Raw genomic sequence first — 15,923 nt, forward strand, 5'->3', positions numbered from 1 at the left:
AATGAGAAAAAATAATTTTTTATGAAAAAAACTCGTTTTTCTTTTGTTGGTATTGAAAATATGTCTACCTTTGCAGCGCAAACGAAAAAACAAACGTTTCAATCGGAATGTAGCGCAGTTGGTAGCGCACTACGTTCGGGACGTAGGGGTCGGGCGTTCGAGTCGCCTCATTCCGACAGAAGAGCGGCAGATGATTCTATATCATTTGCCGCTCTTTCATACTACTCCTCAGTAATAAATAATTTTGTCATTATTTTGTGTGGCATGAGATTATTTATATCTTTGCAAATGATTGGATGAAAAGGTGGAGGGGCGATTTTGCTCCTTTTTTTGTTCTTAATAGTTAATACATGATAGATAAAAACGTTGTAGCTCGGATTGTAGAGGAATGGCTGGAAGATAAAAGTTATTTTCTGGTTGATGTAAATGTGAGTCCGGATGACAAAATTGTAGTGGAAATAGACCATGCAGAAGGCGTGTGGATAGACGACTGTGTGGAGCTGAGCCGCTATATTGAGTCAAAATTAAGTCGTGAAGAAGAAGATTACGAACTGGAAGTAGGTTCTGCAGGAATCGGTCAGCCATTTAAGGTATTGCAGCAGTATGTAGCACATGTAGGTTGCGAAGTAGAAGTGCTGGACAAAACCGGAAAGAAATGGACAGGTGTGCTGGCGGATGCCAACGAAGAGAATTTTACGGTTACGGTAGAAGTGAAAATAAAACCGGAAGGTGCCAAGCGTCCGAAGCTGGTGGAACAGAATGTAACCTTTACGTATGATGAGATAAAATACACCAAATACTTAATTAGCTTTAAATAATTATGGCCAAAAAAGAAGAAACTGTCAGCTTGATTGACACATTCTCGGAATTTAAGGAATTGAAGAACATTGATCGCACCACGATGGTGAGCGTGTTGGAAGAGTCGTTCCGCAGTGTGATTGCAAAAATGTTCGGTACAGATGAAAACTATGATGTGATTGTAAATCCTGACAAGGGGGATTTCGAAATCTGGCGTAACCGTGAAGTTGTGGCGGATGAGGAGCTGACTAACCCGAACCTGCAGATTGCATTGTCGGAAGCACGCAAGATTGATGCATCATATGAAGTGGGAGAGGAAGTGACCGATGAGGTGATTTTTGAAAAATTCGGCCGCCGTGCAATTCTGAATCTTCGTCAGACACTGGCTTCAAAGATTCTGGAATTGGAAAAGGACAGCTTGTATAATAAATACATTGATAAGGTAGGTACTGTAATTAGTGCAGAAGTTTATCAAATTTGGAAAAAGGAAATTCTGTTGCTGGATGATGAGGGTAATGAACTGCTGTTGCCAAAGACTGAACAGATTCCGAGTGACTTCTACCGGAAAGGAGAAACAGCTCGTGCTGTGGTGGCGCGTGTAGATAATAAGAACAATAATCCGAAGATTATTTTGAGCCGTACATCACCGGTATTCCTGCAGCGCTTGTTTGAACAGGAAGTTCCTGAAATCAATGATGGACTGATTACCATCAAGAAAATCGCCCGTATCCCAGGAGAACGTGCGAAAATTGCGGTAGAATCGTATGATGAACGTATTGATCCGGTAGGTGCATGTGTTGGTGTAAAAGGTTCTCGTATTCATGGTATCGTGCGTGAATTGCGTAATGAAAATATTGATGTGATTAACTATACATCTAATATTCAGTTGTTTATTCAACGTGCTTTAAGTCCGGCAAAAGTTTCGTCTATCATCATGCATGAGGATGAAAAGAGAGCTGAGGTATATCTGAAACCAGAAGAAGTTTCATTGGCTATCGGTAAGGGCGGATTGAATATTAAATTGGCTAGTATGCTGACAGAATATACAATCGATGTATATCGTGAACTGGGTGAAGATGCAGTGGCTGATGAGGATATCTATCTGGATGAGTTCAAGGATGAGATTGACGAATGGGTTATTAACGCAATTAAGGCTATCGGTATTGATACGGCTAAAGGCGTATTGAATGCACCGCGTGAAATGCTCATCGAGAAAGCAGACTTGGAAGAAAATACGGTGGATGATGTCCTGAGAATTTTAAAAGCAGAGTTTGAGGAATAGCGCTTGCTTGTAATGAACAGATGAGGATGAGGGCTTCATTCTCGTCTGCTTGTTTATCTGTGACTGATATATTTTCCCAAACTCTAAAAATTGTGATGAATTATGACTATAAGATTGAATAAAGTAACAAGAGATTTGAACGTTGGAATAACCACGGTGGTAGACTTTTTGCAGAAAAAAGGATATACAGTCGAGGCGAATCCAAATACCAAAATTACTGAAGAACAGTATGCTGCACTGATAAAGGAGTTCAGCAAAGATAAGGATTTGAAAATAGAGTCTGAGAAAATTATTCAGGAACGGCAGAACAAGGAGCGTAATAAGGTTTCTGTCTCTATTGAGGATATTCATCCGGAATTAAAGAAACCGGAGGTTATAGAGACAGTGGTTCCAGAAGATGTGCGACCTAAGTTCAAGCCTGTGGGTAAAATAGACTTGGATGGTCTGAAGAAAAAGAAAAAACCGGCTGTGGTTGAGCCTGCTGAAATGCCTGTGGCTGAAGAAGGACCAGCTAAGCCAGAACCTGAGAATAAACAAGCTGAGGTGGCAGAACCGGAAGTTAAAATTGAAGAGGCTCCTGTACAACAACCTCAGGTAGAAGAAAAAGAAGAATCGAAACAGCCGGAGATAAAGGCAGAAGAATTGAAACCAGAGCCGATGGAAGAAGAAAAAAAGCAACAAACCGTTCAGGAAAATAAAGAAGACGAAGTTTTTAAAATTCGTCCGACAGAATTTAAATCAAAAATTAATGTAGTAGGCCAGATTGATTTGGCTGCATTGAACCAGTCTACCCGTCCAAAGAAAAAATCAAAGGAAGAAAAGAAGAAAGAAAGAGAGGAAAAGGATAAGTTGCGTCAGGAGCAGCGTAAGCAGATGAAGGATGCGATTATCAAGGAAATCCGTAAGAGTGATGAAAAAACAGATAAGGGTGGCTTGAGTGATGAGGCTGCAAAAAAGAAAAAACGCAACCGAATTAATAAGGAACGGGTTGATATCAATAATGCAACCTCCAACGTATCTGGATCTTCACGAAATGAAAAATCTGGAAAAAGTAATCAGAGCCAGGGACAAGGTGGAAAACATAACAAGGATCGTTTTAAAAAGCCTGTGGTAAAGCAGGAGGTGAGCGATGAGGATGTAGCAAAGCAGGTGAAAGAAACACTTGCCCGCCTGACAAATAAGGGAAAGAATAAGGCTGCTAAGTATCGTAAGGAAAAACGTGAAAATATTCAGAACCGTCAACTGGAACAGGAGGAACTGGAACAGGAAGAAAGCAAGGTATTGAAGCTGACAGAATTTGTAACAGCAAATGAGTTGGCTAACATGATGGATATTCCCGTGACTCAGGTTATCTCAACTTGTATGAGTGTGGGTATCATGGTGTCTATCAACCAGCGTCTGGATGCAGAAACAATTAACCTTGTGGCAGAAGAATTTGGCTACAAGACAGAATATGTAAGTGCGGAAGTGGCACAGGCTGTAGAGGAAGAGGCTGATGCGGAAGAAGATTTGCAACCGCGTGCACCGATTGTTACCGTGATGGGTCACGTAGATCATGGTAAGACTTCTTTGCTGGACTATATCCGTAAAGCAAATGTAATTGCGGGTGAGGCCGGAGGTATCACACAGCACATTGGTGCATATAATGTGAAACTGGAGGATGGACGTCGCATTACGTTCCTGGATACTCCGGGACACGAAGCATTTACAGCTATGCGTGCACGTGGTGCAAAAGTAACTGACGTAGTAATCATTATCGTAGCTGCCGATGACAACGTGATGCCGCAGACAAAAGAAGCTATCAACCATGCGATGGCTGCAGGAGTGCCTATCGTGTTTGCTATCAATAAGGTAGATAAACCGAATGCAAACCCGGATAAGATTAAGGAAGAACTGGCTGCCATGAACTTCCTGGTGGAAGAATGGGGTGGAAAATACCAGTCTCAGGATATTTCAGCCAAGAAAGGTACCGGTGTTCCTGAATTGCTTGAAAAGGTATTGCTGGAAGCTGAAATGTTGGATTTGAAAGCAAATCCGAACCGTAAGGCTACCGGTTCAATTATTGAATCTTCTTTGGATAAAGGACGTGGATATGTGGCTACGGTGCTGGTTTCTAATGGAACGCTGCATGTAGGGGATATTGTGTTGGCCGGAACTTCATACGGTAAGGTGAAAGCGATGTTCAACGAGCGTAATCAACGCTTGAAAGAAGCTGGTCCTTCTGAGCCGGTATTGATCTTAGGATTGAACGGAGCACCGGCTGCGGGTGATACATTCCATGTGTTTGATACGGATCAGGAAGCACGTGAGATTGCCAACAAACGTGAACAGCTGGCTCGTGAACAGGGCTTGCGTACACAGAAGATGTTGACACTGGATGAAGTGGGACGTCGTCTGGCATTGGGTGACTTCCATGAACTGAATGTGATTGTGAAAGGTGACGTGGATGGTTCTGTAGAAGCTTTGAGCGACTCATTGATCAAGTTGTCTACCGAACAGATTCAGGTGAATGTAATCCATAAGGGTGTCGGACAGATTTCAGAATCGGATGTATCGCTGGCTGCGGCATCGGATGCAATTATCGTAGGTTTCCAGGTACGTCCGTCAGGAAATGCGGCTAAGCTTGCTGAACAGGAAGGTGTGGATATTCGTAAGTATTCTATTATTTACGATGCGATTGAAGAAGTGAAGTCGGCAATGGAAGGTATGTTGGCTCCGACATTGAAAGAACAGGTTACTTCTACAATCGAAGTGCGTGAAGTGTTCAACATCAGCAAGGTGGGTATGGTTGCCGGTGCGATGGTGAAGACCGGAAAAGTAAAACGTACGGACAAGGCTCGTTTGATTCGCGACGGTATCGTAATCTTTACGGGTTCAATCAATGCGTTGAAACGCTTCAAGGACGATGTGAAAGAAGTGGGTACTAACTTTGAATGTGGTATCAGCTTGACGAACTGCAACGACTTGAAAGTGGGTGACGTGATTGAAACGTATGAAGAAGTGGAAGTAAAACAGACATTGTAAAGACGTAACGTCTGACCATTGTTTGGGTGCAAATAAATACATTTGTCATTCAGAGCAAAGCGAAGATTCTTGTATTCACCCATCAGACAGGGGAACAAGTTCTTCGCTTTGTTTTTAATATATATTTCGGATAAATGGCAACAATAGACTGGGTGATTATCACCTTATTGGCTTTAGGAGCTGTTTCTGGTTTTATGAAAGGATTTTTCAAACAACTGGCAGCGGTTGTAGGGCTGATAGCCGGACTGCTGGTAGCACGTGCTTTATTTGCCGGTTTAGGTGAGCAATTGGCCGTAGCGGTAGGTACTTCTGTGACATTCGGGCAGATACTGGCTTTTCTGTTGATAGGTTTGATAGTACCTTTGGTGTTGTCTCTTTTGGCTTCTGCCTTGACGAAAATCGTGGATATGACAGGATTAGGTTTTATCAACCGCCTTTTGGGGGCAGTGCTTGGAGCGATAAAATATGCGCTTGTAATCAGCCTGGTCATCCATTTTATTGATTTTGCCGACTCTAAAGATAACTTAATACATTCAACCACTAAAGGAAGTTCGTTGTTATATTATCCGATAAAGGATTTTTCCGCTTTCTTTTATCCTGTGGTGAAAACTGTAACAGAGAAATTTATAGAAACAGATAATATTCAGAATTGATATGCAAATAGAACCCAATAAATATGTGAAGGAGCTGACGCAGGCGAAGTATAAATATGGCTTCACTACGGATGTTCACACAGATATTATAGAGAAGGGACTGAATGAGGATGTCGTGCGGCTGATTTCTTCAAAGAAAGGTGAGCCCGACTGGTTGCTTGAGTTCCGTTTGAAGGCGTTTCGCTATTGGCAAACGCTGGAAATGCCTACATGGGCACATTTGAATATTCCGGAGATTGATTATCAGGCTATTTCATATTATGCAGATCCTACTAAGAAAAAAGAAGGGCCGAAGAGTCTGGATGAAGTGGATCCGGAACTGTTGAAAACCTTTGACAAACTGGGTATTCCTTTGGAAGAGCGTATGGCGCTGAGTGGTATGGCGGTAGATGCGGTTATGGACTCCGTTTCTGTGAAGACAACTTTTAAGGAGACACTGATGGAAAAGGGGATTATATTCTGCTCTATCAGTGAAGCGGTGCGTGAACATCCGGATTTGGTGAAGAAGTATTTAGGTTCGGTAGTGGGCTATCGTGATAATTTCTTTGCCGCATTGAACTCGGCTGTGTTCAGCGATGGTTCGTTTGTGTATATTCCGAAGGGGGTTCGCTGTCCGATGGAGTTGTCTACGTACTTCCGTATCAATGCGGCCAATACCGGACAGTTTGAACGTACGCTGATTGTTGCAGATGATGACAGTTATGTCTCTTACCTGGAAGGATGTACGGCACCAATGCGTGATGAAAACCAGTTGCACGCGGCAATTGTAGAAATCGTGGTGCTTGACCGTGCGGAAGTGAAATATTCTACTGTGCAGAACTGGTATCCTGGTGATGCTGAAGGTAAGGGTGGTGTGTATAACTTTGTAACCAAAAGAGGTAACTGTAAAGGGGTGGATAGTAAACTTTCCTGGACACAGGTCGAGACTGGGTCGGCCATTACATGGAAGTATCCAAGTTGTATTTTGAGTGGAGACAATTCTACTGCAGAGTTCTATTCTGTAGCGGTAACCAATAATTATCAGCAGGCAGATACGGGTACGAAGATGATTCACCTAGGTAAAAATACTCGCTCTACTATCGTAAGTAAGGGTATCAGTGCAGGAAAGAGTCAGAATTCTTATCGTGGGCTGGTGCGTGTAGCTGAAAAGGCAGATAATGCAAGAAACTACAGTCAGTGTGATTCTCTGTTGTTGGGTAGCCATTGCGGAGCGCATACATTCCCTTATATGGACATTCACAATGAAACGGCTGTGGTGGAACATGAGGCTACGACTTCCAAGATTTCGGAAGACCAGATTTTCTATTGCAACCAGCGTGGTATCTCTACTGAGGATGCCGTAGGACTGATTGTGAATGGGTATGCAAAGGAAGTCCTGAATAAACTTCCGATGGAGTTTGCCGTAGAGGCTCAGAAATTGCTGTCTGTATCGTTGGAGGGCAGTGTGGGATAAACGATAAAAATAGATTGTTATGCTAGAGATAAAGAATTTACATGCCAACATCAATGGCAAAGAGATATTGAAAGGTATTAACCTGACTGTAAAGGCAGGTGAAGTCCATGCGATTATGGGACCTAACGGTTCGGGAAAGAGTACATTGAGCAATGTATTGGTCGGTCATCCGGCTTATGAGGTGACGAAAGGAACCGTAACGTTTGATGGAAAGGATTTATTGGCTTTGAGTCCGGCAGACCGCAGTCATGAAGGATTGTTTCTGTCATTCCAGTATCCGGTAGAAATTCCGGGAGTGAGCATGGTGAATTTCATGCGTGCGGCCGTGAATGAACAGCGTAAGTACAAAGGACTTCCTGCTTTGACGGCCAGTGAGTTTTTGAAACTGATGCGCCAAAAGAGAGAGATTGTAGAGCTGGACAGCAAGTTGGCAAACCGTTCGGTAAATGAGGGATTCTCTGGGGGTGAGAAGAAGCGTAATGAAATATTCCAGATGGCTATGCTGGAGCCGAAGCTGAGCATCCTGGACGAAACCGACTCCGGACTGGATATTGATGCGTTGCGTATTGTGGCAGAAGGAGTGAATAAGCTGAAAACTCCAGAAACAAGCTGTATTGTGATTACGCACTATCAGCGTTTGCTGGATTACATTAAACCGGATATTGTACATGTACTTTATAAAGGCCGTATCGTAAAAACTGCAGGTCCGGAGCTGGCATTGGAACTGGAAGAAAAAGGATACGATTGGATTAAGAAAGAACTGGGAGAATGAGCATGAAAGCAGAACAGCAATATATTGATCTTTTCACGCAGTGCGAGGCAATGATTTGTCGGCAAAGTGCGGATGTGCTGAATGTGCCCCGTGCGAAGGCATTTGCTGATTTTGAGAAGCTGGGCTTCCCGACTCGCAAACAGGAAAAGTATAAGTATACGGAGGTGAGCAAGTATTTTGCTCCGGATTATGGGTTGAACTTGAATCGTCTGGAATTTCCGGTTAATCCGTATGAAGTGTTCAAGTGTGATGTGCCCAATATGAGTACCTCACTTTATTTTGTGGTAAATGATACGTTTGACAAGCATGTGCATCCTTCTGCTCAGTTGCCGGAGGGAGTTTACTTCGGTAGCTTGAAGGATGTGGCTGAACAACGTCCTGATTTGGTCAGAAAATATTACGGAAAGTTGGCTGATACGTCGAAGGATGCTCTGGCGGCATTTAATACGATGTTTGCACAGGATGGTGTGTGTATGTATGTACCGAAGAATGTGGTGTTGGAACGTCCAATCCAGCTGGTGAATATCTTGCGTGCGGATGTGGATTTCATGGTAAACCGTCGTGTCCTGATTATATTGGAGGATGGTGCACAGGCTAAGTTGCTGGTATGCGACCATGCGATGGACGACGTGAATTTCCTTTCTACTCAGGTAGTGGAAGTCTTTGCAGGAGAAAATGCTGTATTCGACTTGTATGAACTGGAAGAAACTCATAACAGTACGGTACGTTTCAATAACTTATATGTGAATCAGGAAGCTGGCAGTAATGTGCTGTTGAACGGGATGACACTGCACAATGGAACGACTCGTAATACCACAGAAGTGACATTGGCTGGTCGTGGTGCAGAAATCAGTTTGTGCGGAATGGCTATTGTCGATCAGAATGAGCAGGTAGATAACCATACTTTTATTGATCATAAAGTGCCCGACTGCACAAGTAATGAATTGTTTAAGTATGTGCTTGACGACCAGGCTGTGGGAGCTTTTGCCGGAAAGGTACTTGTGAGAGAAGGAGCACAGCATACCTCTTCCCAGCAGACAAACCGGAATCTGTGTGCGACCCGTGAAGCACGTATGTACACTCAGCCTCAGCTGGAAATCTATGCAGATGATGTGAAATGTTCTCATGGAGCTACAGTAGGACAGTTGGATGAAAATGCATTGTTCTATATGCAGCAGCGTGGTATTAGCCTAAAAGAAGCACGTTTGCTGTTGATGTTTGCTTTTGTCAACGAAGTGATTGACCATATCCGGATGGATGCCCTGAAAGATCGCTTGCATCTGCTGGTAGAAAAACGCTTCCGTGGAGAACTGAATAAATGCCAGGGCTGTGCGATTTGTAAATAATCATATTTTAACAAAAAAATTATGCAATACGATGTCAATAAGATAAGAGAGGATTTTCCGATTCTTTCACGGTCGGTGTATGGAAAGCCGCTGGTCTATTTGGATAACGGGGCTACGACTCAGAAGCCTCGTTGCGTGGTGGAATCTATTACAGACGAGTATTATTCGGTAAATGCGAATGTACACCGTGGAGTGCATTTCTTGTCTCAACAGGCAACGAATTTGCATGAGGCTTCACGTGAGACAGTACGTCGGTTTATTAATGCACGCAGTATTTCGGAAATTGTCTTTACTCGTGGAACGACTGAGAGCATTAACCTGATTGCTTCTTCATTTGCCGATAGTCAGATGAAGGAAGGGGATGAGGTTATTGTTTCTGTGATGGAGCACCACAGTAATATTGTTTCTTGGCAGCTTCAGGCTGCACGGAAAGGAATCGTGCTGAAAGTAATTCCGATGAATAACCGGGGGGAACTTTTGTTGGATGAATATAAGAAGCTTTTTTCGGAAAAGACGAAACTTGTCTCTGTTGCGCATGTATCCAATGTGTTGGGAACAATTAATCCGGTAAAGGATATGATTGCCTTTGCACATTCGCAAGGTGTCCCAGTGCTGGTGGATGGAGCACAGAGTATTCCACATATGAAAGTGGATGTACAAGATTTGGATGCTGACTTTTATGTGTTCAGTGGGCACAAAGTGTACGGTCCTACGGGTATCGGCGTGCTGTATGGAAAGGAAGTCTGGTTGGACAAACTGCCCCCTTATCAGGGAGGAGGGGAAATGATTAAGAATGTTTCTTTTGAAAAGACGACATTTAATGAACTTCCTTTTAAATTTGAGGCCGGCACTCCCGATTATATTGGGTCTACAGCACTGGCAAAGGCATTGGATTATGTTTCAGCCATAGGAATGGATAACATTTTTGCCTATGAGCATGACCTGACCCAGTATGCCATGAGCCGTTTAAAAGAAATCCCGGGAATGAGGATTTTGGGTGAAGCGGAGCAGAAAGGAGGGGTTATTTCTTTCTTGGTAGGGGATATACACCATTTTGATATGGGGACCTTGCTTGACCGCCTAGGTATAGCTGTTCGTACCGGACATCACTGTGCGGAACCTTTGATGCACCGTTTGGGTATTGAGGGCACGGTGCGTGCATCTTTGGGATTGTATAATACGAAAGAAGAAATAGATGCGCTGGTGGAAGGTGTGCTTCGAGTAAGTAAAATGTTTGCTTAAATAAAAAGTAATAAAAGAGCTCTCCCGGTCAGGATTTTCATACAGAGAATGCTGACCGGGAGATTTTTATTTATAAACTGATTAGTGGATGGCTTTTGTGCTTTCTTTCAACCAGTTCTTTTCTTCCTTGCTGAGGTATGGGCTGAGTGTGGCATATACTTTCTGGTGATAATCGTTTAACCATACTTTTTCTTCCGAACTGAGTAAATCAGGCAGAATCGGTTTAAGGTCGATAGGGCATAGGGTCAATGCTTCAAATTTGTAGAATTTGCCAAAGTCAGTCGTTTGGTCGTCTACAATTAGCATGGTGTTTTCTGTGCGTACACCATATTTCCCGGATTTGTATACTCCTGGCTCATTGGTGACCGTCATTCCTGGAAGGAGAAGAGCAGGCATGTGGTTCATACGGAACTGATGAGGCCCTTCGTGCACATTCAGAAAATGTCCGACGCCATGTCCTGTACCATGTCCGTAGTTCATACCTTCTTTCCATATAAATTGTCGCGCCAATATGTCGAGCTGGGTGCCACAGGTGCCATATGGGAAGTGAGCCATGGAGAGCTGTATGAATCCTTTTAGGATAAGGGTATAATCTTTCTTCTGCTCTTCTGTGACGTGCCCTAATGCGATGGTACGAGTGATGTCGGTTGTTCCATCGAGGTATTGTCCTCCGCTGTCAAGAAGAAGGAAGCCTTCAGGTTTTAGGGTTGCTGCGGTTTCTTCAGTTGCTTCGTAATGTACGATTGCGCCATGTGCCTGATAACCGGCTATGGTATCAAAGCTGATACCTTGGAAGTTTTCTTGTGCAGAACGGAATTCGTATAGCTTCTGGTCAATGGATAATTCGGTTTCTGTTCCACTTTTTACAGCGTTTTCTAACCAATAAAGGAAGCGAACCATAGCCACTCCATCGCGTGTCATGGCTTGTTTGAATCCGGCGATTTCTGTAGAGTTTTTGATAGATTTCAAATATAATACCGGAGACTCAATCTGTTTTACCTGACTGCTTTTGCTGGCTGCTTGATAAAGGGTATAGTTGGTTGAATAGGGTAGCTGTAAGCAGCCTTCTTTATATTCCTCCAAATCTTGGGCTATTTGTGTATAGTCTTTAATAGAAACCTGGTTTGTTTCTAAATAGCGACGTACCTCATCTGTTAGTTTATCCGGCTGGATGTACAATGTACTTGAAGTAGAGGTGATGAAAAGATAGGAAACGAATACCGGATTGCAATGTACGTCAGTGCCCCTTAAGTTTAAAGTCCAGGCTATTTCATCCAAGGCGGAAATTAAGATGCCATTGACTTGATTTTCTTTAAGAATAGTTTGTATCCGACTGATTTTTTGATTACACGTCTCTCCGCTGTATTCCAAAGGCAAAATAAATGGAGGGTTCAGCGGTAGTGAGGGACGGTCTTTCCACAATAAACTAAACGGGTCCTCCACGTTAACCAGTTCCAAATGATATTTTTCAAGTGCTTTTTGCAATTGCAGAGCTTCGGACGTGCTGTTTACCCATCCGTCGATACCGACTTTTTCTCCAGGTTTCAGAACGCTTCCTAACCAATCAGCAATGGAAGGAGTTTCCGGAAGACGGTCTTTGAATAAAATTAGTCCGCTTCCTTGAAGTTGTTCTTCTGCTTGTAAAAAATAACGGGAGTCGGTCCATAATCCTCCTTGTGCCATGGTGATTACAGCTGTACCGGCCGAACCGGTGAATCCGGAAATCCATTTCCGTGATTCCCAATGAGCAGGTACATATTCTCCAGAATGAGGGTCGGTACTGGGCACAATAAATGCAGATATGCCTTTGGTATGCATAAATCTGCGTAAGGCTTCAATTCTATCAGATATACGGTTCATGATGTAAATGAATTTAAGGAGATTCTAAACAAACATGACAAAAATAATAAATGGTGTGGAAAGGGGAGGCTTGATTTTGTCTGAAGTTGATTTTTTGAATAAAATCTTTTGGAAAGTTTTGTAAATAAAGAAAGTATGTGTAATTTTGCGCCGCAAATTGACTGCGAAATAATTTAATAACAACATACTTAATTTTAAAAACATGATTGTAGTACCAGTAAAAGAAGGCGAAAACATTGAAAAAGCGCTGAAGAAATTCAAAAGAAAATTTGAAAAAACAGGTGTTGTAAAAGAACTGAGAAGCAGACAGCAGTATGACAAACCGTCTGTTTTGAAGAGACTTAAAATGGAACGTGCTATTTACGTTCAGAAAATGCAGCAGAACGAAGATTAATAATTCTGCAAAACTCTTGAATTATTGAATTCTTTTTCATAAATTCGTTGCTGAGAATAAAAGCGATGTTTCTATGTTGAAAGATTCTTTTCTGAAGTATTTGCTTCTTGAACGGAATTATTCCGAAAAGACAATTCTTAGTTACGGGATAGATTTGGATGAGTTTGAAGCATACTTTAAGAGTGTGGACGAAGAATTTGAGTTTACCAGCGTGGATGCGGATGTGGTTCGTGGATGGGTGCTCTCATTGATGGATGAAGGTCGCGCTGAAACAACGGTAAACAGGAAACTTAGTTCGCTTCGCTCTTTTTATCATTATTTGCTACGTCAGAAGTTGGTGGCGGTGGATCCGGTGGCGAAAGTTGTCGGTCCGAAGAAAAAGAAGCCTTTACCAGTTTTCGTAAGAGATGAGGCGATGAATCAACTTCTTGATGGATTCGAATTCCCGCAAACTTTTGAGGGGGTGCGTGATAAGGCTATGCTTGAGGTGTTTTATTCTACTGGCATGCGGCGCGCTGAATTGATAACTTTGAGGGATGAAGATGTTGATTTTTCGGCATTGGTGATAAAAGTGACAGGAAAGAGAAATAAACAGCGCTTAATTCCTTTTGGGGATAGACTGCAAGAGGTTTTGAGTGCGTATTTACAGGAAAGAGCTCGTTTTTATTCGGGTGAATGTGAGGCTTTCTTTATTCGAAAGAGTGGGGTAAGGCTTTCTCCTTCATCTGTGAACTATATTGTGAAGCGATACCTTTCAAAGGTTGTGACGCTGAAGAAGAAAAGCCCTCATGTGTTGCGGCATACTTTTGCAACATCTATGTTAAACCATCAGGCGGAACTAGAGGCGGTAAAAGAATTGCTGGGACATGAAAGCTTGACGACGACAGAAGTTTATACTCATACAACTTTTGAGGAGTTAAAACAAGTTTATGAACAAGCTCATCCTAGAGCGTAAAGAAAAGGAGGTATTTATGGAAGTAAGAATTCAATCCATTCATTTCGATGCATCTGACAAACTGGAGGCTTTTATTCAGAAAAAAGCTGAGAAGCTCGAGAAGTTTTGCGATAATATAATGAAAGTAGAGGTGTCTTTGAAAGTTGTAAAACCTGAAACTGCAATGAATAAAGAAGCAGGGGTGCGCGTGTTGGCGCTGAATTCAGAGTTTTATGCGGAAAAAATAAGTGATACATTCGAAGAATCGATAGATGTGTGCATGGAGGCACTGTCTAAGCAACTGTTGAAGGCAAAAGAAAAACTTCAAGGTAAATAAAAAAGTTGCGTAAAAGTTTTGTGATTAAAAAATAATATCTAACTTTGCAGCCGCTAAGTTATGGAGAATGACGAGGCCGCAAAGTTTGATTTTGCCTCTTTAGCTCAGTTGGCCAGAGCACGTGATTTGTAATCTCGGGGTCGTTGGTTCGAATCCGACAAGAGGCTCAAGAAGAAAAATCTTAGTCTGATTCTAAGAAATGGGCAAATACCAGAGTGGCCAAATGGGGCAGACTGTAAATCTGCTGGCTTACGCCTTCGGTGGTTCGAATCCATCTTTGCCCACTGAAATTGCGGAAGTAGCTCAGTTGATAGAGCATTAGCCTTCCAAGCTGAGGGTCGCGGGTTTGAGTCCCGTCTTCCGCTCTTTTTCTTTTGCTGTTATAGCTCAGCGGTAGAGCACTTCCTTGGTAAGGAAGAGGTCCCGGGTTCAAGTCCCGGTAACAGCTCGTGAATTTGTAAAGCTGATTATTAATCAAAATAAATAACAAGTAAAGCTATGGCTAAAGAGAAATTTGAACGTTCGAAACCGCACGTTAACATTGGTACTATCGGTCATGTTGACCACGGTAAAACCACTTTGACTGCTGCCATCACAACTGTATTGGCAAAGAAAGGTCTGTCAGAATTGCGTTCTTTCGATTCTATCGATAACGCTCCTGAAGAAAAAGAAAGAGGTATTACTATCAACACTTCTCACGTAGAATATCAGACTGCTAACCGTCACTATGCTCACGTAGACTGTCCGGGACACGCCGACTACGTTAAGAACATGGTTACTGGTGCTGCTCAGATGGATGGTGCTATCATCGTAGTTGCTGCTACTGATGGTCCGATGCCTCAGACTCGTGAACACATCTTGTTGGCTCGTCAGGTAAATGTTCCTCGTCTGGTTGTATTCTTGAACAAATGCGACATGGTTGATGACGAAGAAATGTTGGAACTGGTTGAAATGGAAATGCGTGAACTGTTGTCGTTCTATGACTTCGACGGTGATAATACTCCTATCATCCGTGGTTCTGCTTTGGGTGCATTGAATGGTGTTCCTCAGTGGGAAGAAAAAGTTATGGAATTGATGGATGCAGTTGATAACTGGATTCCTCTGCCTCCGCGTGATGTAGATAAACCGTTCTTGATGCCGGTTGAAGACGTGTTCTCAATCACTGGTCGTGGTACTGTAGCTACAGGTCGTATCGAAGCTGGTGTGATCAAGGTTGGTGACGAAGTTGAAATCTTGGGTCTTGGTGAAGACAAGAAATCAGTTGTAACTGGTGTTGAAATGTTCCGCAAATTGCTGGATCAGGGTGAAGCTGGTGATAACGTAGGTTTGTTGCTTCGTGGTATCGACAAGAACGAAATCAAACGTGGTATGATTTTGTGTCACCCGGGTCAGGTTAAAGCTCACTCTAAATTCAAAGCTGAGGTTTATATCTTGAAGAAAGAAGAAGGTGGTCGTCACACTCCGTTCCACAACAAATATCGTCCTCAGTTCTATCTGCGTACTATGGACTGTACAGGTGAAATCACTTTGCCGGAAGGAACAGATATGGTAATGCCGGGTGATAACGTAACAATCAACGTTGAGTTGATTTATCCGGTTGCATTGAATGTAGGTCTGCGTTTCGCTATCCGTGAAGGTGGTCGTACAGTAGGTGCTGGTCAGATTACTGAACTTCTTGACTAATAATATCTTATAATAGATAGATTGATAGTTCCCGGAGGAATTCGGGAACTATTTTTACGGGAATAGCTCAGTTGGTAGAGCATCGGTCTCCAAAACCGAGTGTCGGGAGTTCGAGCCTCTCTTCCCGTGCTAAAATTAAAAGAAT

The 15,923-nt window shown here is 42.8% G+C and carries 13 protein-coding genes and 6 tRNA genes; 18 read left to right on the plus strand and 1 reads right to left on the minus strand.

The window, feature by feature from the left end:
- The first annotated feature begins 103 nt into the window (after positions 1–103).
- The 9 genes from BACPLE_RS16720 to BACPLE_RS16760 all read left to right on the plus strand — a co-directional run bounded on the left by BACPLE_RS16720 (position 104) and on the right by BACPLE_RS16760 (position 10,570).
- Positions 104–176 (plus strand) — tRNA-Pro (locus BACPLE_RS16720).
- Between the two features lie 174 nt (positions 177–350).
- Positions 351–818 carry a ribosome assembly cofactor RimP gene (gene rimP, locus BACPLE_RS16725; RefSeq protein ID WP_007564129.1) on the plus strand — a complete coding sequence of 156 codons (468 nt, stop codon included), beginning with the start codon at positions 351–353 and terminating at the stop codon, positions 816–818.
- A 2-nt stretch (positions 819–820) separates the two neighbouring features.
- Complete coding sequence (gene nusA, locus BACPLE_RS16730; protein WP_007564131.1) at positions 821–2,080, plus strand: transcription termination factor NusA; 1,260 nt, start codon at positions 821–823, stop codon at positions 2,078–2,080.
- A gap of 102 nt (positions 2,081–2,182) precedes the next feature.
- On the plus strand, positions 2,183–5,104 hold the full coding sequence (gene infB, locus BACPLE_RS16735; protein ID WP_007564133.1) for a translation initiation factor IF-2: 2,922 nt from the start codon (positions 2,183–2,185) through the stop codon (positions 5,102–5,104).
- A gap of 134 nt (positions 5,105–5,238) precedes the next feature.
- Entirely contained in the window at positions 5,239–5,757 is a 519-nt protein-coding gene (locus BACPLE_RS16740; protein WP_007564135.1) for a CvpA family protein, read from the plus strand.
- Between the two features lies 1 nt (position 5,758).
- Entirely contained in the window at positions 5,759–7,210 is a 1,452-nt protein-coding gene (gene sufB / locus BACPLE_RS16745; RefSeq protein WP_007564137.1) for a Fe-S cluster assembly protein SufB, read from the plus strand.
- Positions 7,211–7,229: 19 nt separating this feature from the next.
- Complete coding sequence (gene sufC, locus BACPLE_RS16750; RefSeq protein WP_007564139.1) at positions 7,230–7,982, plus strand: Fe-S cluster assembly ATPase SufC; 753 nt, start codon at positions 7,230–7,232, stop codon at positions 7,980–7,982.
- 2 nt (positions 7,983–7,984) lie between these two features.
- Complete coding sequence (gene sufD, locus BACPLE_RS16755; protein WP_040313418.1) at positions 7,985–9,328, plus strand: Fe-S cluster assembly protein SufD; 1,344 nt, start codon at positions 7,985–7,987, stop codon at positions 9,326–9,328.
- A 21-nt stretch (positions 9,329–9,349) separates the two neighbouring features.
- The gene (locus BACPLE_RS16760; protein ID WP_007564143.1) at positions 9,350–10,570 is read left to right on the plus strand and encodes an aminotransferase class V-fold PLP-dependent enzyme; all 1,221 of its coding nucleotides are present in this window, start codon (positions 9,350–9,352) and stop codon (positions 10,568–10,570) included.
- Between the two features lie 81 nt (positions 10,571–10,651).
- On the opposite strand, the gene BACPLE_RS16765 is transcribed toward BACPLE_RS16760, so the two are convergent.
- Complete coding sequence (locus tag BACPLE_RS16765; RefSeq protein WP_040313363.1) at positions 10,652–12,433, minus strand: aminopeptidase P family protein; 1,782 nt, start codon at positions 12,431–12,433, stop codon at positions 10,652–10,654.
- 199 nt (positions 12,434–12,632) lie between these two features.
- On the opposite strand from BACPLE_RS16765, the gene rpsU reads away from it, so the two are divergent.
- From rpsU to BACPLE_RS16815, 9 genes are all read left to right on the plus strand, one after another.
- A complete protein-coding gene (gene rpsU, locus BACPLE_RS16775; RefSeq protein ID WP_007564149.1) occupies positions 12,633–12,824 on the plus strand; it encodes a 30S ribosomal protein S21 in 192 nt (63 codons plus the stop codon).
- Positions 12,825–12,897: 73 nt separating this feature from the next.
- Complete coding sequence (locus tag BACPLE_RS16780) at positions 12,898–13,779, plus strand: tyrosine-type recombinase/integrase (RefSeq protein ID WP_007564151.1); 882 nt, start codon at positions 12,898–12,900, stop codon at positions 13,777–13,779.
- A 16-nt stretch (positions 13,780–13,795) separates the two neighbouring features.
- Complete coding sequence (gene hpf, locus BACPLE_RS16785; protein WP_040313419.1) at positions 13,796–14,095, plus strand: ribosome hibernation-promoting factor, HPF/YfiA family; 300 nt, start codon at positions 13,796–13,798, stop codon at positions 14,093–14,095.
- 93 nt (positions 14,096–14,188) lie between these two features.
- Positions 14,189–14,262 (plus strand) — tRNA-Thr (locus BACPLE_RS16790).
- Positions 14,263–14,296: 34 nt separating this feature from the next.
- Positions 14,297–14,379 (plus strand) — tRNA-Tyr (locus BACPLE_RS16795).
- Positions 14,380–14,387: 8 nt separating this feature from the next.
- Positions 14,388–14,460, plus strand: a tRNA-Gly gene (locus BACPLE_RS16800).
- Positions 14,461–14,471: 11 nt separating this feature from the next.
- Positions 14,472–14,543, plus strand: a tRNA-Thr gene (locus tag BACPLE_RS16805).
- 50 nt (positions 14,544–14,593) lie between these two features.
- A complete protein-coding gene (tuf, locus tag BACPLE_RS16810) occupies positions 14,594–15,778 on the plus strand; it encodes an elongation factor Tu (protein WP_007564154.1) in 1,185 nt (394 codons plus the stop codon).
- Positions 15,779–15,834: 56 nt separating this feature from the next.
- Positions 15,835–15,907, plus strand: a tRNA-Trp gene (locus BACPLE_RS16815).
- The last annotated feature ends 16 nt before the right edge of the window (positions 15,908–15,923 follow it).

The sequence above is a fragment of the Phocaeicola plebeius DSM 17135 genome, from assembly GCF_000187895.1.
Taxonomy (GTDB): Bacteria; Bacteroidota; Bacteroidia; order Bacteroidales; family Bacteroidaceae; genus Phocaeicola; species Phocaeicola plebeius.